Genomic DNA, 21,127 nt, shown 5'->3' on the forward strand with positions numbered 1-21,127 from the left:
CGATGGATTGGGCACTGCTGGCTGAATCGGCCACCAATGGCGGCCTCGTCGGCCTGATGTATTCCCTGGTCGCGATGGGCATCGTGCTGATCTACAAATCGTCCTCGGTGCCCAATCTGGCGCAGGGCTCGATGACGATGCTGGGCGCCTATGTGGTGCTTGCGTTCGCCAACAATGCCAAAGCGCCGATCTGGCTCGCGATTATGCTGGCGATCGTGACGATGTTCGGCGTCGGCATGGCGATCGAGCGGGTCGCGCTGCGCCGGCTGGCCGGCCGGCCCATCATCATGATTCTGATGATGACGCTTGGGCTGGAAATCCTGCTGCGGGCGGGCGCGATGACGATCTGGGGCGGCACCGGCCGCCCGATGCCGCTCGGCATCAGCGACGATCCGCTGTTCCTGGGCTCGATGCTGATCAACCGCACCTATGCGGTCGGCGCCGCCGTCGCCATCGTGATGTTCGGCCTGTTCATGCTGTTCTTCCGGACCCGGATGGGTGTCGTGCTGCGCGCCATTTCCGACGACTACACCGCGGCATGGTCGGTGGGAATCTCGGTCGAGCGCGGGGTGGCGCTGTCTTGGGCGATGTCGGCGGTGGTGGCGACGGTCGCGGGGGTGCTGTGGGCGTCGGTGCAGGGCGTCGATCAGTCACTCGCGCAATTGCTGCTCAAGGGGGTGACGGTCGCCGTTCTCGGCGGGCTGGACAGTCTCGGCGGCGCGCTGCTCGCGGGCATGCTGCTCGGCATCGTCGAAGGCGTCTCCGCCAGTTTTCTCGATCCGGTGCTCGGCGGCGCCAGTCGCGACCTGGTCGATGCGGCAATGCTGATGCTGACCATCATGCTTCGACCGCACGGCCTGTACGGCCGTCACGACATCGAGAGGATCTGAGCCGATGCTGTTCCGGCAGGCCGGTATTTTTCACACGGACTATGCCGCCGACCGGGCGCTGTTTCCGATCGCCGCCGACCGCTGGATGATCGGCATCCTGCTGACGTTCGGCCTTGTCGCGCCGCTGCTGGTCAATTCGCTTTATCTCAGCAGCTATCTGTTGCCGTGGTTGATATGGACCGCCGGCGCGCTTGGCCTCAATCTCATTCTCGGATGGGCCGGGCAATTCCACCTCGGCTATGCCGCGGTGATGGGGATCGGCGCCTATGCGACGGTTCATGCCACCAGGGCCGGCATCCCCTGGGAAATCGCCATCGTGCTCGGCGGATCGACCGCTGCCATCATCGGCGTGGGCTTTGCGTTCGCCGCGTTGCGGGTCAAGGGCCTGTATCTGGCGCTGAGCACGCTTGCCCTGCAATTCGTGATGGACTGGGTGATCTCGCACGTTCCGGCCATCAGCGGCGGCACCCAGGCCACGCTGCAGGCGCCCGACATCAGGTTGTTGGGATTGCCTGTGACGTCGGACGCTGGATTGTACTACGTGGCGCTGGTGTGGTGCATCCTGGTGACGTCCTTCATGCTCAATTTGCGGCGCACGGCGCTCGGCCGCGCTCTGATCGCGGTACGGGAAAAGGACTTCGCGGCAGCGGTCATCGGCGTCAACAGTTTCTATTTCAAGCTGGTGGCTTTTTCGACCTCCTCGTTCATCGGCGGCGTCACCGGAGCCATCCTGATCGGCACGTTCTATCACGCGGTCACGCCCGAACAGTTTTCCGTCGATGTTTCGATCCAGGCTCTGGCAATGGTGATCGTCGGCGGATTGGGCAGCATCATCGGCAGCTATTTCGGCGCGGCATTCATTCTGCTGATGCCCGGCGCCATCAACAGCCTGATCTCATGGGCGGCGATCCGCTTCGGATTTTCGCTCAGCATCGAGACGCTGGCCCATCTGCCGCAGGCGCTGTACGGCGCGCTGATCATCGGCTTCCTGCTGATCGAGCCGCTCGGGTTAGGGAAGATCTACAACAACATCCGCGACTATCTGCTGGTCTGGCCGTTCGGCTATGTGAAGAAGTAGCGCATGCCCAATTCGAACACATCCGCCGCCGCCAAGATCCTCTCGCTGAACAACATCGAGGTGGTTTACGACCACGTTTCGCTTGCCATCAAGGGCGTATCGATCGAGGTGCCCGAGGGCGGCATGGTGGCGCTGCTGGGCGCCAATGGCGCCGGCAAGAGCACCACGCTCAAGTCGATCAGCGGATTACTGGTCGCCGAACGCGGTGAGGTCCGTCGCGGTGAATTGCAGTTCTTGGGTCGCAGCATCAGCCTGCTTTCGCCGCAGCAACGGGTCAAGCTCGGAATAGCTCATGTGCTCGAGGGGCGACGGGTGTTCGAGCATCTGACGCCTGACGAAAACCTGGTGGCGGCGTCAGCCGTGCGCAGCCGTCACGACATGAACCGCAACAAGGAGCGGGTTTACGGCTATTTTCCCCGCCTGCACGAGCGGCGTGGCGTCGCATCGGGTTATCTCTCCGGCGGCGAACAGCAGATGCTGGCGATCGGACGCGCCTTGATGACGCAGCCGAAGCTGCTTATGCTCGACGAACCGAGCCTCGGATTGGCGCCTTTTCTGGTGGCGGAGATCTTCCAGATCATCGGCCGCATCAACCGGGAGGAAGGACTGTCGGTGCTGCTGGTCGAGCAAAACGCGGTGGCGGCGCTGGAGATCGTGTCGCACGGTTATCTGATCGAGAGCGGCCGCATCGTGATGCATGATACGGCCGAGGCCTTGAAGCGGAACCCGGACATCCGGGAATTCTACCTTGGCGGCGCGAAAGCCAAAAGCTTCCACGACATCAAGCACTACAGCCGGAGGAAACGCTGGCTGACCTGACCGCACGCTCGATAAAAATCACAAAAGCCGACCGGACCAACCGGCGGCAAACCAATTTGATCACGGGAGGATTGAAATGAAGTATCTATCCATCATGGCTGGTCTCGCCTGGACCGCCCTCACCGTCATGCCGGCGACCGCGGCCGACCCGATGCGTTTCGGGCTCTGCTACGATCTCACCAAGGTCTACACCTTCGTCACGCCGCAGGCGGCCCAAGCCGCCAAGGACTATGCCGATCTGCTCAACCTGAAGGGCGGCATCGAAGGTCATCCGGTCGAGATGATCGTGCAGGATCATGGCAACGAGCCGCAACGCGGCATCGAATGCTACGAGAAATTGAAGCGCGACGGCGTCATGGTATTCGACATGCTGTCGACCCCGGTGTCGCGCGCGGTCCTTCCCCGTATCATGAAGGACGGCAATGTCATGATCCAGTCGCTGGCCGGGCGTGGCGACGCCGTCGATGGCGATGTCTTCAAGTGGGTGTTTCCGATCGGCCCGACCTATTGGGGACAGGCCTCCAACGACATCGAATACATCAAGCAGAAATCAGGTGGCCAGTTGAAGGGCGTCAAGGTCGCGTTTCTTTACGTCGATTACCCGTTCGGGCAGGAGCCGATCGGCATTCTGAAGACGCTGGCCGCCAAGGAAGGTTTTGACCTGCAACTTTTCCCATATCCGCTTCCGGGCAACGACCAAGCCTCGGCCTGGACCCAGATCCGCCGCTTCGCGCCGGACTGGATCATCAGTTGGAGCCTGTCGAACATGCACGTGATCGCCTCGCGCGAGATGAAGCGTAACGGCATCGCGCTCGACAAATACATTGCCGTCAACTGGTTGAACGAGGTCGATATCGGCAACATCGGTGCCGAAGCCGCCAAGGGCATCAAGCGCGGCACCAACGTCGCCGGCGGATCGAACCATCCCTTGATCCAGGAGATCATCAAGGAACTCTACGACAAGGGCAAAGGCAACGGCGACCGCAAGAATCTCGACGACGTCTACTACAACACCGGTCTTGCGATCTGGTCGATCGCCGTCGAAGGTGCCCGCCTCGCGATCAAGAAAGACGGCTGGCCCCTGACGCCGGAGAAAATCAAGAACGGCCTGGAAAGCATCAAGGACTTTAACGCCAACGACATGATAGCGCCGGTCACCGTGACCGCGCAGGATCATGGCGGCGGCGGCAAGACCCGAATCGAGATGTGGGACGGAGCCAAGTGGGTGCCGCAAACCGATTGGATCGCCGCCTACACGGATGATGTGTGGGCCGTGGTGAAGGCCCAATCGGCCGAATACGCCAAGTCTGAGAGCCAGAAATAAACTCGATACGTACGCGGCGCGTGGCAATGAGCCTGTCTCATTGCCACGCCCGGCCATTCGACCAAGCAGTTACGCTTCGCCCTTCGGCTCGATCAGAACCAGGCGCTTGCCCGCCATCACGGTTTCGCCGGGCTGACACGACACGTCGGCAACGACACCGGCGATCTCCGCCTTGAGCGAACTGAACAGCTTCATCGATTCCAGAACGACCACGATCTGGCCGGCATCGACGAGGTCGCCTGCCGATATCCTGACCTCGGCCACGACGCCCGGCATCGTGGCCAGAACCGCGCCGGACCCGCCTGCGCCGGCCGCCGACCCAGCCGACAGCGCGACTTCGGCCTCCAGACCGACATCGCAGGTCTCTCCGGCCAGCGTCAGGCGAACCCGCTTGTCGGTTCTTTCGAAGACGCCGCGCAGCACGCGTTCATCGGCCTCGACTTCGACGCTGTTGCCGCTCGATCGGACCTTGAGCGCGATCTCGCCCTCATCGTCGACAACGCACCGCTCGCCGTCCGGCCGCGCCTTGACCGTCAACGCGACTGTTTTGCCTTCTTCGATCGCCAGCAATCTGGTCTCGGACAGACCACCGGCAGGCCCGAGGAGACGGAAACCGGAAAGCCTGGTCCAGGCGGATGGCGCCTGCGCGTTGAGCGGCAACGCATCCAGCATCAGCAACGCTGCCGCGGCGCGCGCGAGGCGGGCCTGCGGCCGGGCCACATTCCAGCCATCCGGGAACGCGTCCGCGATAAAGCCCGTCGTGGCCTTGCCCGCCGCAAAGATCGGATGTTCAACGGCATCGATTAGAAACGGGATCGTGGTCGCCGGACCCAGCACCGAATATTCGCGCAAGCCCGCTGCCAGCTTGGCGCAAGCGATTTCCCGGGTTTCTCCGCTCGCAATGGCCTTTGCCAACAGCGAGTCATAAAACAGCGTGACCTCCGATCCCGCCGCCACACCGCTGTCGATCCGCAGCTGTCGCGGCTCGCTATATCCGACGATGCGGCCTGCATCTGGCCTGAAATCCTGATCCGCCCGTTCCGCCGTGACCCGCGCCTCGATCGCGTGGCCAGTTTCATGGATATCGCCCTGCAACGCCGGCAGGCGCTCTCCGGATGCGATCCTGATCTGCCATTCCACCAGGTCGAAACCGGTGATCGCCTCGGTGACCGGATGTTCGACCTGAAGGCGGGTATTCATCTCCAGGAACCAGGGATCGCTGCTTCCCTCCTCGAGGATAAACTCGACGGTGCCGAGATTGTCGTAGTCGATCGCGCGCGCCAGCGCGACACCGCGCTCCAGCAGTTTCGCTCGAATGGCCGGATCGAGGTTCGGGGCCGGCGCTTCCTCCAGCACTTTCTGGTTGTTGCGCTGAACCGAGCAGTCGCGTTCGAACAGATGGACGACATTGCCGTGCTTGTCGCCGGCAATTTGCACCTCCAGGTGCCGCGGCCGCATCACCAGTTTTTCGATCAGCAGCGACGGATCGCCGAACGCGGCCTCCGCTTCCTGCCGCGCCAGATCGATCGCCGCAATCAGATCGGCGCGCTGAAATACCCGCCGCATGCCCTTGCCGCCGCCGCCCGCCGAGGCCTTCACCATCAAGGGATAGCCGATGCGTTCGGCCTCGTCGGCAAGGCGCTTGGTCGACTGGTCCTCGCCGAGATAGCCGGGCACACTCGGCACACCGGCGCGAGCCGCGATCAACTTCGAACCGATCTTTGGCCCCATCGCGACGATGCGATCCGCCGAAGGACCGACGAACACCCGCTTTTCCGCAACGCACAGCCGCGCCAGATCAGGCTTCTCCGACAGAAAGCCGTATCCGGGATGGATGCCATCGGCGCCGGTGCGGGCTGCCGCCTGCATGATGGCGTCCGGGCGAAGATAGCTGTCGCGGGCCGCAGCAGGACCGATCCTGATCGCCTCGTCGGCGACAGCGACATGAAGCGCGTCGCGGTCGGCGTCGGAATACGCCGCAATGGTGCGAATGCCGAGGCGCCGGCAGGTCCGCATGATACGAACGGCGATCTCGCCCCGGTTGGCGATCAAAAGGGAGTCGATCATTCGCATCACATCCGGTAGACGGGTCGGTGTTCGGGAAGGTCGATCTCGCGTGCGGCCAGCGCCAGGCAAAGCCCAAGCACATCGCGGGTCTGCCAGGGCTCGATGATGCCGTCGTCCCAGAGCCTTGCGGTCGCATAATAAGGCGTACTCTGCTGCTCGAATTGCGCCCGCGTCTGCCGGTCGATCTCCGCGATCTCGGTCTCCTGCACGGCGCCACGCGTGACACTGGAGCGGCGCAAATCCGTGACCACGGTGGCTGCGACATCGGCGCTCATGGTGGCGATACGGGCATTGGGCCAGGCGAACAGAAAGCGCGGCTGGAAACCGCGTCCGCACATGCCGTAATTGCCGGCGCCATAGGAGCCGCCGATGATCACGGTGAAGCGCGGCACCCGCGCGTTCGACACCGCATAGACCAGCTTCGCCGAATGCTTGGCGATCCCGCCGCGCTCGGCGTCCGTGCCGACCATGAAGCCGGTGATGTTCTGCAGGAACAGGATCGGCGTGCGGCGCTGATCGCAGAGCTCGATGAAATGCGCACCCTTCACGGCGGCTTCGGAAAACAACACACCGTTATTGGCGAGGATCCCGACCGGCTCGCCATGGATCCAGGCGAATCCGCATACCAGAGTCGAACCATAGGCCGGCTTGAACTCCTGGAACTCGCTGCCGTCGACCATGCGGGCGATCACCTCGCGCACGTCGAACGGCTGTTTCAGATCGACGCCGACGATGCCGTCGAGTTCCGCCGGGTCGAAGATCGGATCGCGGGTCTCGCGTTTCGTCGTGCGTTGGGCCTGCCGCCAGTTCAGCGCGGCCACGATATCGCGCAGCTTGCCGATCGCTTCCAGTTCGGTGTTGGCGAGATAGTCCGAGACTCCCGAAATGGTCGAGTGCATCTCGGCGCCACCGAGGGTCTCGCCGTCGACGATTTCGTTGATGGCGGCTTTGACGATCGGTGGTCCCCCGAGATGGATCCGGCCGGTCCCCCGCACTATCACGACCTCGTCGGAGAGCGCGGGGATATAGGCGCCGCCGGCGGTGCAGCCGCCGAACACCGCCGATATCTGCGGCAATCCCGCGGCCGACATCCGGCATTGCTGAAAGAAGGTGCCGCCGAAATGATCGCGATCCGGAAAGACGCGATCCTGCTCCGGCAAATAAGCCCCGCCGCAATCCACCAGGTAAATGCACGGCAGCCGGTTCTCGAATGCGATCTCCTGCATGCGCAGGTGCTTCTTGACCGTCTCCTGGAAGAACGAGCCGCCCTTCACGGTCGCATCGTTGGCGATGATCGCACACGGTATGCCTGCGACCATGCCGATCCCCGTCACCACGCCGGCGCAAGGGACTTCGTTGCCATACAGCTCCCACGCCGCCAACGGCGAGGTCTCGAGAAACGGCGACAAAGGATCGATCAAATGATCGATGCGCTCGCGTACCGGAATCTTGCCCCTGTCGCGGTGACGCTGTTGAAGCTTTTCACCGCCACCGGCGAGCACATGGCGATGCCGTTCGCGCAGCACCTCGATCAGGCCGCCATAGGCGGCGCGGTTGCTGTCGAACTCCGCACCAGGGCGGACCCTGCTTTCCAGCACAGCCATCTCGATGGGTCTCCTGTCCCTATCGTTGGCCTGCCCAGCGTACTTGCGGCCACCGCGTCTATCCCTTAACCTAACAAGCGCTAGGGAGTGCGACAAGGAAATTCGAAGATGCCGTTGTCCGGGACGAATTATCAGGAGGTTTGCGCGGGGTTCCGCTGGCAGATCCCGCACCGCTTCAACATTGCCGAGGCAACCTGCGATCGTCATGTCGGTTCGAACAAGCCGGCGCTGATCGTCGAGGGCGGCACGGGCTCCTTTGAATTGACGTTCGAGCATCTGCAGGATCAATCCTGCCGCCTTGCCAATGCGCTATCGGCGCATGGAATCGGGCGAGGCGACCGGATCGGCATCCTGCTGCCGCAATGCGCGGAGGCCATCATTGCGCATCTGGCAGCCTACCGGCTCGGCGCGATCGCCCTGCCGCTGTTCACGCTGTTCGGACCGGAAGCGATCGAGTACCGGCTCAACGACAGCGGCGCCAAGGCGGTGATTTCGAACGCCGCGGGCATCGAAAAACTGCTGGCGCTCTCCGACCGGCTCAGCTCCACGCCGATCCTGATTGCCACCGAAGCGCGCCCTGCGGATCACGTGCTGGACTGGGCTTCGCTGATCGCGCGATCGTCCGCCGATCATCACCGTGTCGACACCGAAGCCGAAGATCCCGCGATCGTCGTCTATACGTCCGGCACCACCGGAAACCCGAAGGGCGTGCTCTATGCCCACCGAGTCCTGCTCGGGCATCTGCCGGGCGTCGAATTTCCACACGAATTTTTCCCGCAGCCGGGCGACCGGATGTGGACGCCCGCTGATTGGGCCTGGGCCGGAGGCCTGATGGACGTGTTGCTGCCGTCGCTGTTCCACGGCATCCCCGTCGTCGCCAAGCGCTTGCCGAAATTCGATCCCGAAGAGGCCTTCGCGTTGCTCGCCCGCCACGGCATCCGCAATGCCTTCATGCCGCCGACAGCCCTGAAGATGATGCGTCAGGTTTCCCGTCCGCAGCAACGCTTCGGCTATTCGATGCGCAGCGTGGCGAGCGGCGGCGAGCGGCTCGGCGACGAGATGCTGGGCTGGGGCCGCGAGACCTTCGGCCTGACCATGAACGAGTTTTACGGCCAGACCGAAGCCAACCTGACAATCGGCAACTGCGCCTCGGTGATGGAGTTGAAACAGGGATCGATGGGACGCGCGATGCCCGGCCATGTCGTCGAGATCGTCGACGACGAAGGCGTTCCACTGCCGCCCGGTTCGACCGGCACCATCGCCGTGAAAGCGCCCGATCCGGTTTTCTTCCTGCGCTACTGGAACAGACCGGAAGCCACCGCAGAAAAATTCAGGAACGGCTGGCTGCTCACCGGCGATACCGGCAACCGCGACGAGCAGGGCAATTTCTGGTTTCACGGCCGCAATGACGACGTCATCATCTCCGGCGGCTATCGCATCGGCCCGACCGAAATCGAGGAGTGCCTGATGGCCCATCCGGTAGTCGCCATGGTCGCGGTGATCGGCGTGCCCGATCCGCTGCGGGGCGAAGTGGTCAAGGCCTTCATCGTGCCGCGCGAAGGCGCCACCGTCGACGATAATGTTCGCGCGGATGTGCAGGCCTTCGTCAAGGCGCGGCTGTCCGCGCATGAATATCCACGGCAGATCGAATTCCGCGACAGCCTGCCAATGACCGTCACCGGAAAGATTCGCCGGAAAGACCTGCGCGAGGAAGCAAGCTAGATGGGCCGCGTATTCGATAAATTTGAGCTGGGCCAGCGTTTCGTCACACCGGGCCGGACCATTACCGAAGCCGACATCGGCGCGTTCGCCGGGCTGACCGGCGACTACAATCCGGTCCATACCGATGAGGTGTTCGCCGCGGCCAGCGATTTCGGCGGTCGAATCGCGCATGGGCCGATGGGAATCGGCATCGCATTCGGGCTGGCCTCTCGACTGGATCTGATTGACGGCACCGTCGTGGCGTTGCTCGGCGTGACCTGGGATTTCAAGGCGCCGATGCGACCGGGTGACACGATACGCGCCTTGATCACGGTCACCGGGAAACGCCCGGTCACAAATCCATCGCTTGGCCTGATCGAACTGGCGATCGAACTCGCGAGCCAAACGGACGAGATCCTGCAAAGTGGCTCGGCCCGCCTGCTGCTGCGCAAGGAACGACCGCCCAGCGCCAAATGGGGTCAGGTCGACCCAGGCAAGACGGTGTAATTCATGAAGCGCCATGCCGCCCGCGCGCCGACTTCCGCCTCACCGGCATCACCTGCGATACCGACGGAATCCGGTGCGCGCCGGCAAATCCTCAACGCCGCGGCGTATCTCCTGAGGCATCGCGGCTATGAAGCGGCGACCACGCGGGCCATCGCAACCGCCGTCGGCATCAAGGGCGGCAGCATCTACCATCACTTCCCGTCCAAGGACGCCATCGTCGGCGAAGTCGTCAACGAGGGTGTGCGCGTGGTGTACGACGCAGTCGAAAAGGCGCTCGGCGCGCTGCCGGCCCGTGCAAAACCGCGCAAGCGGCTCGAAGCCGCGATCAAGGCTCATCTGCTCTCCTCGCTCGAGCACAGCAACTATACCTCCGCCAGCATTCGTGCTTTCGCGTTCCTGCCGGATTCCGTTCGGCAGAACTGCCGTATCGAGCGGCGACGCTACGAGGCGCTCTGGGCGCAATTGGTCAGCGAATTCTACCAGGCCGGCCTGATCGATCGAAGCATCGCGCCGGAGTCGATTCAATTGCTGTTGCTTGGCGCCCTGAACTGGGCCGGCGAATGGTATCGACCGGATCGCATGGACATCGACGACATCTCACGCGATTTCGCAGCGAGCATCCTCCACGCCAAATGAACCGCGGGCCTAGGCGGCGCGGCCCAGCAGGTCTTCGAACATTTCGGCATCAAGCTCGGCGTGCCGCGGTGGATCGGCGCCGGCGCGCCCACACGTAATAGCCGCGCAGACCGATGCAAAGGACAGGGCGCGGTGGAGCTCTGCCGCGCTGGTCCCCTTCAGAGCATCCCGCTCGATCCGCCCGAGCGCATGTAGCGCGTACAACAGCGCGGCTTGAAAGCTGTCGCCGGCTCCGATGGTGTCCACGACGGTGACCGTCGGGGCTTCGGCTTCCACGGCCCCGGCTGCGCGATGCCAGGCCTGCACGCCGCTTGCTCCGCGCGTCACAACAACCAGGCTCGCGCCCGCCGCCATCATCGAGTTTGCTCGTCCGGCATAATCATCGTCGCCATAGAGATACTCAAAGTCGACGTCCGACATGCGGATGATGTCCGCGACGGCGGCAAACTCGGCCATGCGCGCGATGTATCCAGCCTTGTCGCCGACCAGACCGGGGCGACAATTCGGATCAAAGGAAATGGTCGTTGATCGCCGTGCCTCCTTCACCATCGCCAACGCCTGGGCGGCGCCGTCGTCGTCGATCAGCGTGGTCGATCCGACATGGATCGCGGCAATTTCGCCTGATGGAATCGAGCCGGCGCGATAGGTCCAGTTTCGGGATGCAGTTCCCTGGTCATAGAAAGCGTATTGCGGTTCACCCGCGACCGCACGCACGAACGCCAGCGTGCTCTGGTGCGCGCTGCGGGTGGCGTATCGAAGCTCGACCCCGGAGGCCAATGCGTGGTCGGCAATCATGCGTCCGAACATGTCGCTGGAAATGCCGCCGACGAATCCTGCGGCGACCCCGAGTCGCGCCATTCCGACCGCGATATTGAGGCAGGAACCACCGACCACGGGTACGATCGCGTCGCGTCCGTCCGCGGATTTCACCGGCAGAAAATCGATCAGGGCATCACCGCAGCTCAGCAGCATCGTCAGGGTCCCTCGTACTCTAGCGGCCGATGGCATCGCCACGCATGGCAACGCGACCTTCTCGCTCCAGCTGGCGCATCAGCCGATAAACGCTACGTTTGGAGCGATGGAAGTCGGCGATTCCAGGCGCCGTCGCATCGCTCAAACCACCGATCGCCGACATCCGTGCCATGGCCTCGGCAATCGATCGATAGGCGCCACCGGCGACGGCGCCCAGCATCGCAGCACCCAGCAAAACCGGCTCCTGCGTCTCCGGAAGTGCTACGGTCAGGCCCGTGGTGTCCGCCATGATTTGCCGGACCAGCGGGCTTCGCGCCGCGCCGCCGCTGATCACCATCATGCGACTGTCGACCCCGTTCGATCGGAAGGCATCGACGACATCGGCGAGGCCATAGGCGAGCCCACACAGTCCGGCGACGAACAAACGCTCCATCGAGTCGATACCCGCATCCAGATCCAGTCCAGCGATGACGGCGCGGGCGTCGGGATCGGCATAAGGTGACCGGTTGCCGAGAAACTCCGGCAACACGTGAATGTCGCGGGCGAGACGCGCCGCGGCGCCGATGCCTCCGGCGCGGGACACGATGCGCTTTTCGAGAAACTCCAATATCCCAACATCAGCGGCATCCGCCAATGCCTTGGCCTCAGCGCCGGCCGGATGGGACCGGATCAGATGATCGATCGCAGCGCCGGCGGCCGATTGTCCGCCCTCGTTCAGCCAGAGCTCCGGCACCATGCCGGAATAATAAGGACCCCACACGCCGGGGACATAACAAGGCTTGGTCGTCGTCGCCATGATGCAGGCTGACGTCCCCATGATATAAGCGAGGCGGTCGCAGACATCGACGCGCTCTTCGCCCGCAATACGACCGCCGATGGTGCCGACGCCTCCCGCATGGGCATCGATCAGCGAGGCCGCGACCGCTGTTCCCTCGCGAAGGCCCAGTTCGAGCGCCGCCGAGCCGGTCAGGCCGCGGCCGAGCGCGGTGCCGGGGGCGACGATCTCGGTCCCGATCTTCGCATAGCCGTCGGAGACGAAATCACCGAGGCCGATCCGTTGAAAATAGCTGTCGCTCCAGCGATGTTCGTGGGCGAGGAAATTCCATTTGCAGGTCACCGTGCAGACCGAACGCGCGGTCGATCCGGTGGCGCGAAACGACAGATAATCCGCCAGATCGAAAAAATGACCCGCCGCAGCATAACTCGCGGGCAGATGCCGCTTCAGCCAGAGGATTTTCGGGATCTCCATCTCGGGCGAGATCGAGCCTCCGACATAGCGCAGCACGTCATCCCCGGTGTCGTTGACCAGCCGCGCCTCGGCCGTCGCACGGTGGTCCATCCAGACGATGACGTTGCGCTTGTTATCGCCTGATATGCTCACCGTCAGCGGCTCGGTGGCCCGGTCGAGCACGACGAGCGAACAGGTCGCGTCGAAACCGATGCCCATCACGGCATCCGGCGGCAGTGCGGCTTCACCCATCGCCGCGCGAACCGAGGCCACGCACGCCGCCCAGATATCGGACGACGACTGCTCCACGATATCGCCGGCATCATGCCAGACCGCGATCGGATGCCGGGCCGTCGACAGCATGGTTCCGGTTTCGTCGAACACCCCTGCCCTGGCGCTGGACGTTCCGACATCGACGCCAACGAAGGCTCGCCGCATTCGCACTCCGCTCACATCTTGCGCAGGTCTAGCAAAAGCAAGTCCAGCAGAACCAAATCTACCAGCAGAACAAGCCTACCAGCAGGTATAGCCGCCATCGACCAGCACGACGCTGCCGGTCATCAGGCTTGCGGCATCGGATGCCAGGAACAACACCACGGAGGCGACCTCATCCACTTCGCCAAGCCGGGCCATCGGCGTGCCGCCGATCCAGGCATCGTACATCTGCGGCTTACTTTTCACAAACGCGTTGAGCGGCGTGTCCAGATAGGTCGGCGCCACCGCATTGACGCGCACGCCGCGGGCGCCCCACTCCGCGGCAAGCGATTTTGTCAGATGGTGCACCGCCGCCTTGGAGGCGTTGTAATAGGATTGCTCCTGCGGCTTGTTGACGATGAAGCCCGACATCGATCCGACGTTGACGATGGCGCCCGACTTGGCATCCAGCATATGTTTGCCGAACGCGCGGCAACACCAGAACGTGCCGTTGAGATTGACGTCGATGACGTTCAGCCAATGCTCATCGGTCACGGTTTCCGCCGGCGTTTCGCTTCGGGCGATGCCGGCATTGTTGATGAGGATGTCGACCTTGCCGTAGCGGGTGACCAATTGATCGGCCACTTCCGAGACGCGCTTGGAATTGGTGACGTCCATGATGACGATTTCGGCATCATGGCCCTTCGCCTTGAGGTTGGCGTGGCCCTTGTTCGCGGCGTCCGGATCGCGATCCGTGATCACGACTTTGGCTCCGGCCTCGGCCAGCGCCTCCGCGCACGCCAGCCCGATCCCCTGGCCGGCTCCCGTCACAACGGCGGTCCGGCCGCCAAGTTTGAATTTTTCCAGATACATCTTGTTCTTTCCTGCTTCGAACTTTTCGCGATGGCGCCCGACCCTGGCGTCCCATGCGACGACCGCTGGTTTTCGTTACGCCCGAATGGACGTCCCATCCTCGGTGAAACGATGCACGCGCGCCGGATCCGGCGAGAGCGACACCGGGTCACCTGCCGCCAGATCGAGCTCACCGACATAGCGCACCGTGAGCGTCCCAATCTTGCCGGCGTCGACGTAGAGGAATGTGTCGCTGCCAAGGTGCTCGGCGACCGTAACCGTCCCCGGCCAGCCCTGTCCGTCGCGATCGATCCGCAGATGTTCCGGCCGCACGCCAATGGTCGCCGCGTTGTATTGACGAGCCACATCTCCGGAGATGAAGTTCATCTTCGGCGAGCCGATGAATCCCGCGACAAAGACATTGGCCGGTCGCTCATACAATTCCAGCGGTGAACCATATTGCTCGATATTGCCGGCGTTGAGCACGACGATCTTGTCCGCCATGGTCATCGCTTCGACCTGGTCATGCGTCACATACACCGCCGTGGTCGCCAATTGTTTCTGCAACCGCGTCACTTCCAGCCGCATCTGCACGCGTAGCGCGGCGTCGAGATTCGACAGCGGCTCGTCGAACAGGAATGCCTTTGGCTCGCGCACGATGGCGCGTCCGATCGCGACCCGCTGACGCTGACCGCCGGAGAGCTCGCGGGGCTTACGTTCGAGATACGGCGTCAGATTGAGGGTCGCCGCCGCCGCTTCGACCTTGCGGTCGATTTCCGCGCGCGGCAGCCCGGCCATCTTGAGGCCGAACGCGATGTTGCCTCGAACGCTCATATGCGGATAAAGCGCGTAGGACTGGAACACCATCGACAGGCCACGCTTGGCCGGCGGCACATCGACGACGTTCTTGCCGTCGATCAGGATCTTGCCGCCGCTGACATCCTCAAGTCCGGCGATCAGGCGCAACAGCGTGGTCTTGCCGCAGCCCGAAGGCCCGACGAACACCACGAACGAGCCATCCTCGATGTCGAGGTCGGCACCCCTGATGATATTGACCGGCCCGAACGATTTTCGAACCCCCTGCAGCGAAATCTGGCCCATGTTCTTCAGCCTCTCAAATGTTCTTGCTACTTGACGGCGCCAAAGGTCAGGCCGCGGACGAGCTGCCGCTGACTGAACCATCCGAGCACGAGAACCGGAGCGATGGCGAGCGTGGACGCGGCCGACAACTTCGCCCAGAACAGCCCCTCGGGACTCGAGTAGGACGCAATGAAGACCGTCAGCGGCGCCGCCTCCAGGGTCGACAAGTTCAGGGTCCAGAACGCCTCATTCCACGCCAGGATGAAGTTGAGCAGCATGGTGGAGGCGAGGCCTGGTATCGCCATCGGCGTCAACACATAGATCAGCTCGCGGCCGATGGTGGCGCCGTCCATCCGCGCCGCCTCCAGGATATCCTTCGGGATTTCCTTGAAATAGGTGAACAGCATCCAGACCACGATCGGGAGATTGCCGAGGCACAGGATGAAAATCAGTCCGGCACGCGAGTCGAGCAAGCCGAAATCGCGATAGATCAGGTAGATCGGAACCAGCACGCCAACCGGCGGCATCATTTTCGTCGACAACATCCACAGCAGGATGTCTTTGGTGCGCTTGGTCGGCGCGAATGCCATCGACCACGCCGCCGGCACCGCGATCAGCATCGCGATCAGCGTCGAAAGCCCCGCAATAAGGATGGAATTGATCGCGTGATGAATATAATCGCTGCGCTCCTGCACCGTCGCGTAGTTCTCCGTGGTCCAGTGGAAGAACAGGAAGGACGGCGGCGTGGCGAACGCATCGAGCTCGGTCTTGAAGCTGGTCAGGATCATCCAGAGAATCGGAAAAAAGATCAGGAACCCGAACAGCCACGCCGCCGCTGTCGACACCACCACCCGCCTGATTGTCACCATCCGCGCCATCTGCGTCAGGCCTCCAGATTTCGGCCGACAATCCTGACCAGGAAAAAGGCCACGATGTTGGCGATCACGACGGCGACCAGTCCCCCGGCCGAAGCATTTCCGATGTCGTACTGCACCAGCGCCTGCGAGTAGATCAGGAACGCGATATTCGTGGTCTGCAGGCCCGGACCACCGCCGGTGGTCACGAAGATCTCCGCGAACACCGTCAGCAGGAAGATCGTTTCGATCAGGATCACCACCGTGATGGGACGCGCCAGATGCGGCAGCGTGATGTAGATGAACGTCGACCATGCCCGGGCGCCGTCCATCTCGGCCGCCTCCTTCTGCTCTTCGTCGAGCGATTGCAACGCGGTGAGCAGGATCAGCGTCGCGAACGGCAGCCATTGCCACGACACGATCAGAATGATGGCAAAGAGAGGCGCATCGTTGAACCAATCGATCGGCTCCAGCCCGACCAGCCTGAAAAGCCATGCGAACAGACCCGACACCGGATGCATCAGGAGATTTTTCCAGATCAGCGCGCTGACCGTGGGCATCACGAAAAACGGCGCGATCACCATCAGCCGGACGATGTTGAGGCCGACCACCGGCTGGTCGAGCAGCAGCGCTACGGGAACACCGAGCAAGATCGTTATCCCGAGAACCGAGCCGACCAGCACCAGCGTATTCCGCAGCGACGCCAGGAACGCGGGATCGGTCAGGAAGTAGCGAAAATTCTCGAACCCGACGAAGCTCTCGGTACCTGGGTCGAGAAGATTGTAGTGAAGCGTCGAGAAATAGACCGTCATCGCGAGCGGGACGATCATCCAGATGAACAGCAGCACGACCGCAGGCGCCAGCAGGCTGCGCGCAAGGAGCTGGGTCTGCTGTGTTGCCATCGCCGCCTCCGTGGTCTGGAGAGAAGGCGGCCATCCGGTCAGATGACGGGATGGTCGCCAGTTGTCGGCCTCGGGAGAACAGGCCGCGTCGAGCGAAATGAATGCCTTACTTGATGTAGCCGGCGCGCGTCATTTCGCGTTCCGTCAATGATTGCGCGGCCGCCAGCGCCGCGTCGACCGTCGTCCCGCCCGACAGGGCCGCCGAGAACTGCTGGCCGACACTGGTGCCGATGCCCTGGAATTCAGGGATCGCCGCGTACTGCACGCCGACATAGGGCACCGGCTGTACGCTGGGCTTGTTCGCATCGGCCGCATCGATCGACGCCAGCGTCAGCTTGGCGAACGGCGCGACTTTAAGATATTCCGGATTTTGATAGAGCGACGTTCGCGTGCCGGGCGGCACATTCGCCCATCCATCCTTCGAGGCGACCAGCTTGGCGTAGTCCTTGCCCGTCGCCCACGCGATGAACTTCTCGGCGGCTTCGACTTTCTTCGAGCCTGCGGGAATCGCGAGGTTCCAGGCCCACAGCCAGTTGGCGTTCTTGCCGAGACCCGCATTGGGCGCCAGCGCGAAGCCAACTTTATCGGCCACCGTGGAAGCCTTCGGATCGGTGACGAACGAGGCCGCCACCGTGGCGTCGATCCACATCGCGCACTTGCCGGCATTGAACAGCGCCAGATTTTCGTTGAAGCCGTTCGAACTCGCACCGGGAGGGCCGGCCTGCTTCATCAAGTCGACATAGGTCGACAGGGTTTTCTTCCATTCGGGCTTGTCGAACTGCGGATGCCACTGCTCGTCGAACCAGCGCGCCCCGAAGGAATTCGACATCGCGGTCAGCAGCGCCATATTCTCGCCCCACCCGGCCTTGCCGCGCAGGCAGATGCCGTAAACGCCGGCGGACTTGTCGGTCAGCTTCTTGGCCGCGTCGGTGACGAAATCCCAGGTCGGCTTTTCCGGCATCGTCAGCCCGGCCTTCTGGAACAGGTCGGTGCGATACATCATCATCGAGCTCTCGCCGTAGAACGGCGCGGCATACAGCTTGCCCGAGACCGAGACCGCATCGCGGATTTTCGGCAGCAGGTCCGCGACGTCATAGTCGGCTCCGAGATTGTCGAGCGGAATGAGCCAGTTCTTCTTGGCCCAGATCGGCACCTCATAGGTACCGATCGTCAGCACGTCGAACTGCCCGCCTTTGGTCGCGATATCGGTGGTCACGCGCTGGCGCAGCACGTTCTCTTCCAGCGTCACCCACTTGACGGTGATGTCAGGGTTTTTGGCGGAGAAATCACCGGCCAGCGCCTGCATCCGGATCATGTCGCCGTTGTTCACGGTGGCGATGGTCAGGGTGGTTTGCGCGATCGAGGGGGTTGCAGCCAGCAGCGAAACCGCGCCCAAGAGGGCGCCTGCGAATAGCTTCACGGTATCCTCCCAATTTTTGGTCGCGTTGAGTATATGCCCACGCGTTGAAATTATGTTCACCCCGGCACCCAAAATTGTCAAGGCGGGATGCACAACCTTTGGACAATTTTGCTAGGGGCTGCCTGCCCGTTAATCCGCCGCGCTTGGCGCCGGCCGGATTCGTTACTTGCCGAGAATGGCGGCGGCCGTCGCTTCGTCGGTGATCAACCCATTGATCAACCTGCCCTTCAGCGCGGCCCGGATCGCTGAAACCTTGGCCTTGCCGACCGCCGCGCCGATGGTCAGCGCCGCCGCCGGAACCCGCGGCGGAATGCTGGTCAGGCGACGGTTGGTGCCGGCGTCGATGATGTGACCCTCCGCATCGAAGGCCCAACCCGTCAATTCCCCGGCAGCGCCGCGGCGCATCATGTCGAAGAGTTCCTGCCGGGTAACGAAGCCGTCGACCAGCACCTGCGCGTTCTGGTCCATCTGACCGATGCCGACCAGGCGAAGATCCGCCTGGGCCGCCAGCGCGCGTACCTTCGAGATCGGCTCGAGCTGCAGCATGTGGCTGCGCTCTTTTTCTGATGACATCAGGAACGGCAGCGGCATCGGATAGTGCCGCGACCTCGTGACGTCGGCGAGGCGGCCGACCGTGTCGAAGAAACTCGCCGAACCATCGGCTGAAATGTTGCCGACCAGGGAGACGATCTGGTGATTGGGACGGTCGATCGGCGAAACCCGTTCGACAGCAGCACGAACCGCCCGCCCGGTGCCCAATGCCACGATCACCGGCTTGTCGCCGCGCAGCATCAATTCCAGCATATTGCCGGCGCGCTCCGCGATGCCCGCCACGCTCTGCGGCGCGGCGGCATCGCTCGGGACAACCTCGCAATAGACGAGCTTGAATGCGTCCTTCAAGCGCGCCGCAAGCTCCATGCAAGCCGTGATCGGATGTTCGAGCCTGAACGTGATGAGGCGCTCGGCTAAACACAAGGAGACCAGCCGCTGGGCGGAGGCACGCGAAATTCGCAGCATCTTTGCGATCTCGTCCTGGGTGTGACCGGCAATGAAATACAGCCAGCCGGCGCGCGCGGCTTCGTCGAGACGCGATTTTTCGCTGTCGGCCGCTGCCATCGTCCGCCCTCCGGTAACTCCCGGCCAGAATATACACTCAATTGCTGGGCAATAGCCCAGAAATCAGACTTCGGTCAAATCAGACTTGGGTCAATCTCGGGTCAATCGATCCCGATTACGGGGTGATGCGTTCGGGCGCATCGATCGACGGGCCGGGCGATGAGCCACGCCGTCGCACCCGCCTGCTCCAACTGCTCAGCCGATCGAGATAAAGATAGACGACGGGGGTGGTGTAGAGGGTCAGGATCTGGCTCAGCGCCAGTCCCCCGATGATGGTGATGCCGAGCGGCCGGCGAAATTCGCTGCCCTCGCCCATCCCGACGATCAGCGGCACCGCGCCGAGCAGCGACGCCATCGTGGTCATCATGATCGGCCGGAAACGCAGCACGCAGGCTTCATAAATCGCGTCCGCAGGCGATAGATCTCGCGCCCGCTCGGCATCGACCGCGAAATCGATCATCATGATGGCGTTCTTCTTGACGATGCCGATCAGGAGAATCACCCCGATCATCCCGATAATGTCGAACTGGGTGCGAAACAGCAGCAGCGCCAGAACCGCACCGACGCCGGCCGAAGGCAAGGTGGACAGGATCGTCAGCGGATGGATGTAGCTCTCATAGAGCATGCCGAGCGAAATATAGATCGTCGCGAACGCGGCGATGATCAGAAACGGCTCGCTGCTGATCGATTCCTGAAAAATCTTGGCGGCGCCCTGGAACGAGCCTTTGATCGTTGCCGGAACCCCGATCCGGTTCATGCTGGTTTCGATCGCGGTAACCGCCGTCGAGAGCGAAACGCCGGGCGCCAGGTTGAACGAGATCGTGTTCGCGACCAGGCCATCCTGATGGTTGACGACCAGCGATGTCCGGTCCCGTCCGAACTGGGCAACGGTTGCCAGCGGAATCATGGTCTCCTGATTGGTGCTGACCGCGGTCCCGGTCGACGATGACGTCTTGCCGGTGGCGCCGATCGAGTTGGTCGCTTGATTACGCACCGCGCTGGCCGCGACCGAATTGACCGACGCGGCCTGCGACGTCGACGTGACAGTGCCGGCCACCGCATTGGTGGTTTGCGAACCGCTGGCCGGTCCGCCCGACGTGCTGACATACACATCCTTCAGCGTCTGCGGGTCCTGCCAATATTCGGGCGCCACTTCCATGATCACGTGGTACTGGTTGCGCGCGACATAGACGGTCGAGACCTGCCGTTGACCGAAGGCATCGTACAGCGTGTTGTCGATCTGGCTGACCGTGATTCCAAGACGCGAGGCGGTATCGCGGTCGATCGCCACGTTGGCTTGCAGGCCCCTGTCCTGCTGATCGCTGCTGACGTCGGCAAGCGTCGTCACGGGCTGCAGCGCCGCTACGATCTTCGGCGTCCATTCATCGAGCTCCTGGAACGACGATCCCTGCAGCGTGTACTGATACTGCGCGTTGCTCGAACGCCCGCCGCCGCCGAGATCGCCCACCGCCTGCAGGAACAGCGTGGCGCCCGGCACCGCGGAGAGCTCGTTGCGAAGCTCGGCGATCACCTCATCGGCGGAAATCTTGCGCTCCTTGAGCGGCTTTAAGGAAACGAAGATCGTGCCCGAATTGGTCGAGGCTCCGCCGGGGCCGAGACCGCCGCCGGTGAAGCCGGCCGCGGTATCGACCGCCGGATTCCG

18 protein-coding genes are annotated in these 21,127 nt (G+C 63.0%); 7 read left to right on the top strand and 11 right to left on the bottom strand.

Annotation, left to right across the window (positions count from 1 at the left end; genetic code table 11):
* Positions 1 to 2 precede the first annotated feature (2 nt).
* The 4 genes from GSQ88_RS27490 (at position 3) to GSQ88_RS27505 (ending at position 4,111) form a co-directional block, all read left to right on the top strand.
* Positions 3 to 890, top strand: a complete 888-nt coding sequence (locus GSQ88_RS27490; protein ID WP_159010886.1) for a branched-chain amino acid ABC transporter permease — start codon at positions 3 to 5, stop codon at positions 888 to 890.
* A 4-nt stretch (positions 891 to 894) separates the two neighbouring features.
* Positions 895 to 1,968, top strand: a complete 1,074-nt coding sequence (locus tag GSQ88_RS27495; RefSeq protein ID WP_159010887.1) for a branched-chain amino acid ABC transporter permease — start codon at positions 895 to 897, stop codon at positions 1,966 to 1,968.
* A 3-nt stretch (positions 1,969 to 1,971) separates the two neighbouring features.
* Entirely contained in the window at positions 1,972 to 2,787 is an 816-nt protein-coding gene (locus GSQ88_RS27500; protein WP_159010888.1) for an ABC transporter ATP-binding protein, read from the top strand.
* A 76-nt stretch (positions 2,788 to 2,863) separates the two neighbouring features.
* Positions 2,864 to 4,111: an ABC transporter substrate-binding protein gene (locus tag GSQ88_RS27505; RefSeq protein ID WP_174248118.1), complete on the top strand. Its 1,248-nt coding sequence runs from the start codon at positions 2,864 to 2,866 to the stop codon at positions 4,109 to 4,111.
* A 69-nt stretch (positions 4,112 to 4,180) separates the two neighbouring features.
* Here GSQ88_RS27505 and GSQ88_RS27510 read toward each other — a convergent pair whose 3' ends face one another.
* Together GSQ88_RS27510 and GSQ88_RS27515 are read right to left on the bottom strand one after the other, a co-directional pair.
* Complete coding sequence (locus GSQ88_RS27510) at positions 4,181 to 6,178, bottom strand: ATP-binding protein (protein ID WP_210253903.1); 1,998 nt, start codon at positions 6,176 to 6,178, stop codon at positions 4,181 to 4,183.
* A 5-nt stretch (positions 6,179 to 6,183) separates the two neighbouring features.
* Complete coding sequence (locus GSQ88_RS27515; protein WP_159010890.1) at positions 6,184 to 7,782, bottom strand: carboxyl transferase domain-containing protein; 1,599 nt, start codon at positions 7,780 to 7,782, stop codon at positions 6,184 to 6,186.
* 108 nt (positions 7,783 to 7,890) lie between these two features.
* Between GSQ88_RS27515 and GSQ88_RS27520 the strand changes: the two genes are divergently transcribed.
* Genes GSQ88_RS27520 through GSQ88_RS27530 form a run of 3 tightly spaced genes read left to right on the top strand, consistent with a single transcriptional unit; the run spans position 7,891 to position 10,626 of the window.
* Complete coding sequence (locus GSQ88_RS27520; protein ID WP_159010891.1) at positions 7,891 to 9,504, top strand: acyl-CoA synthetase; 1,614 nt, start codon at positions 7,891 to 7,893, stop codon at positions 9,502 to 9,504.
* Positions 9,505 to 9,990: a MaoC/PaaZ C-terminal domain-containing protein gene (locus tag GSQ88_RS27525; RefSeq protein WP_159010892.1), complete on the top strand. Its 486-nt coding sequence runs from the start codon at positions 9,505 to 9,507 to the stop codon at positions 9,988 to 9,990. It abuts the gene before it with no gap.
* Between the two features lie 3 nt (positions 9,991 to 9,993).
* Positions 9,994 to 10,626 (top strand): TetR/AcrR family transcriptional regulator, encoded by a 633-nt coding sequence (locus GSQ88_RS27530; RefSeq protein ID WP_159010893.1) that lies wholly within the window; start codon positions 9,994 to 9,996, stop codon positions 10,624 to 10,626.
* 9 nt (positions 10,627 to 10,635) lie between these two features.
* On the opposite strand, the gene GSQ88_RS27535 is transcribed toward GSQ88_RS27530, so the two are convergent.
* The 9 genes from GSQ88_RS27535 to GSQ88_RS27575 form a co-directional block, all read right to left on the bottom strand.
* Positions 10,636 to 11,598, bottom strand: a complete 963-nt coding sequence (locus tag GSQ88_RS27535; protein ID WP_159010894.1) for a carbohydrate kinase family protein — start codon at positions 11,596 to 11,598, stop codon at positions 10,636 to 10,638.
* A gap of 19 nt (positions 11,599 to 11,617) precedes the next feature.
* On the bottom strand, positions 11,618 to 13,264 hold the full coding sequence (locus GSQ88_RS27540; protein ID WP_159010895.1) for an FGGY-family carbohydrate kinase: 1,647 nt from the start codon (positions 13,262 to 13,264) through the stop codon (positions 11,618 to 11,620).
* Between the two features lie 75 nt (positions 13,265 to 13,339).
* The gene (locus tag GSQ88_RS27545; RefSeq protein WP_159010896.1) at positions 13,340 to 14,113 is read right to left on the bottom strand and encodes an SDR family NAD(P)-dependent oxidoreductase; all 774 of its coding nucleotides are present in this window, start codon (positions 14,111 to 14,113) and stop codon (positions 13,340 to 13,342) included.
* Between the two features lie 75 nt (positions 14,114 to 14,188).
* A complete protein-coding gene (locus GSQ88_RS27550) occupies positions 14,189 to 15,193 on the bottom strand; it encodes an ABC transporter ATP-binding protein (RefSeq protein WP_159010897.1) in 1,005 nt (334 codons plus the stop codon).
* Positions 15,194 to 15,219: 26 nt separating this feature from the next.
* The gene (locus GSQ88_RS27555; RefSeq protein WP_159010898.1) at positions 15,220 to 16,050 is read right to left on the bottom strand and encodes a carbohydrate ABC transporter permease; all 831 of its coding nucleotides are present in this window, start codon (positions 16,048 to 16,050) and stop codon (positions 15,220 to 15,222) included.
* A gap of 5 nt (positions 16,051 to 16,055) precedes the next feature.
* Positions 16,056 to 16,928 (bottom strand): carbohydrate ABC transporter permease, encoded by an 873-nt coding sequence (locus GSQ88_RS27560; RefSeq protein WP_159010899.1) that lies wholly within the window; start codon positions 16,926 to 16,928, stop codon positions 16,056 to 16,058.
* A gap of 106 nt (positions 16,929 to 17,034) precedes the next feature.
* Positions 17,035 to 18,306: an ABC transporter substrate-binding protein gene (locus GSQ88_RS27565; protein ID WP_502706773.1), complete on the bottom strand. Its 1,272-nt coding sequence runs from the start codon at positions 18,304 to 18,306 to the stop codon at positions 17,035 to 17,037.
* Positions 18,307 to 18,510: 204 nt separating this feature from the next.
* The gene (locus GSQ88_RS27570) at positions 18,511 to 19,464 is read right to left on the bottom strand and encodes a sugar-binding transcriptional regulator (protein WP_159010901.1); all 954 of its coding nucleotides are present in this window, start codon (positions 19,462 to 19,464) and stop codon (positions 18,511 to 18,513) included.
* Positions 19,465 to 19,579: 115 nt separating this feature from the next.
* Positions 19,580 to 21,127, bottom strand: a 1,548-nt coding sequence (locus GSQ88_RS27575; RefSeq protein ID WP_174248119.1) for an efflux RND transporter permease subunit, incomplete at its 5' end; no start/stop codon positions are given.

Source organism: Bradyrhizobium sp. S69 (genome assembly GCF_009766005.1).
Taxonomy (GTDB): Bacteria; Pseudomonadota; Alphaproteobacteria; order Rhizobiales; family Xanthobacteraceae; genus Bradyrhizobium.

Coding starts and splice junctions, on each gene's coding strand:
- GSQ88_RS27555 (WP_159010898.1), bottom strand. CDS start 16,050: ATGGCGCGGATGGTGACAATCAGGCGGGTGGTGGTGTCGACAGCGGCG.
- GSQ88_RS27530 (WP_159010893.1), top strand. CDS start 9,994: ATGAAGCGCCATGCCGCCCGCGCGCCGACTTCCGCCTCACCGGCATCA.
- GSQ88_RS27510 (WP_210253903.1), bottom strand. CDS start 6,178: ATGATCGACTCCCTTTTGATCGCCAACCGGGGCGAGATCGCCGTTCGT.
- GSQ88_RS27515 (WP_159010890.1), bottom strand. CDS start 7,782: ATGGCTGTGCTGGAAAGCAGGGTCCGCCCTGGTGCGGAGTTCGACAGC.
- GSQ88_RS27570 (WP_159010901.1), bottom strand. CDS start 19,464: ATGGCAGCGGCCGACAGCGAAAAATCGCGTCTCGACGAAGCCGCGCGC.
- GSQ88_RS27540 (WP_159010895.1), bottom strand. CDS start 13,264: ATGCGGCGAGCCTTCGTTGGCGTCGATGTCGGAACGTCCAGCGCCAGG.
- GSQ88_RS27550 (WP_159010897.1), bottom strand. CDS start 15,193: ATGGGCCAGATTTCGCTGCAGGGGGTTCGAAAATCGTTCGGGCCGGTC.
- GSQ88_RS27560 (WP_159010899.1), bottom strand. CDS start 16,928: ATGGCAACACAGCAGACCCAGCTCCTTGCGCGCAGCCTGCTGGCGCCT.
- GSQ88_RS27525 (WP_159010892.1), top strand. CDS start 9,505: ATGGGCCGCGTATTCGATAAATTTGAGCTGGGCCAGCGTTTCGTCACA.
- GSQ88_RS27505 (WP_174248118.1), top strand. CDS start 2,864: ATGAAGTATCTATCCATCATGGCTGGTCTCGCCTGGACCGCCCTCACC.
- GSQ88_RS27500 (WP_159010888.1), top strand. CDS start 1,972: ATGCCCAATTCGAACACATCCGCCGCCGCCAAGATCCTCTCGCTGAAC.
- GSQ88_RS27495 (WP_159010887.1), top strand. CDS start 895: ATGCTGTTCCGGCAGGCCGGTATTTTTCACACGGACTATGCCGCCGAC.
- GSQ88_RS27520 (WP_159010891.1), top strand. CDS start 7,891: ATGCCGTTGTCCGGGACGAATTATCAGGAGGTTTGCGCGGGGTTCCGC.
- GSQ88_RS27535 (WP_159010894.1), bottom strand. CDS start 11,598: ATGCTGCTGAGCTGCGGTGATGCCCTGATCGATTTTCTGCCGGTGAAA.
- GSQ88_RS27545 (WP_159010896.1), bottom strand. CDS start 14,113: ATGTATCTGGAAAAATTCAAACTTGGCGGCCGGACCGCCGTTGTGACG.
- GSQ88_RS27490 (WP_159010886.1), top strand. CDS start 3: ATGGATTGGGCACTGCTGGCTGAATCGGCCACCAATGGCGGCCTCGTC.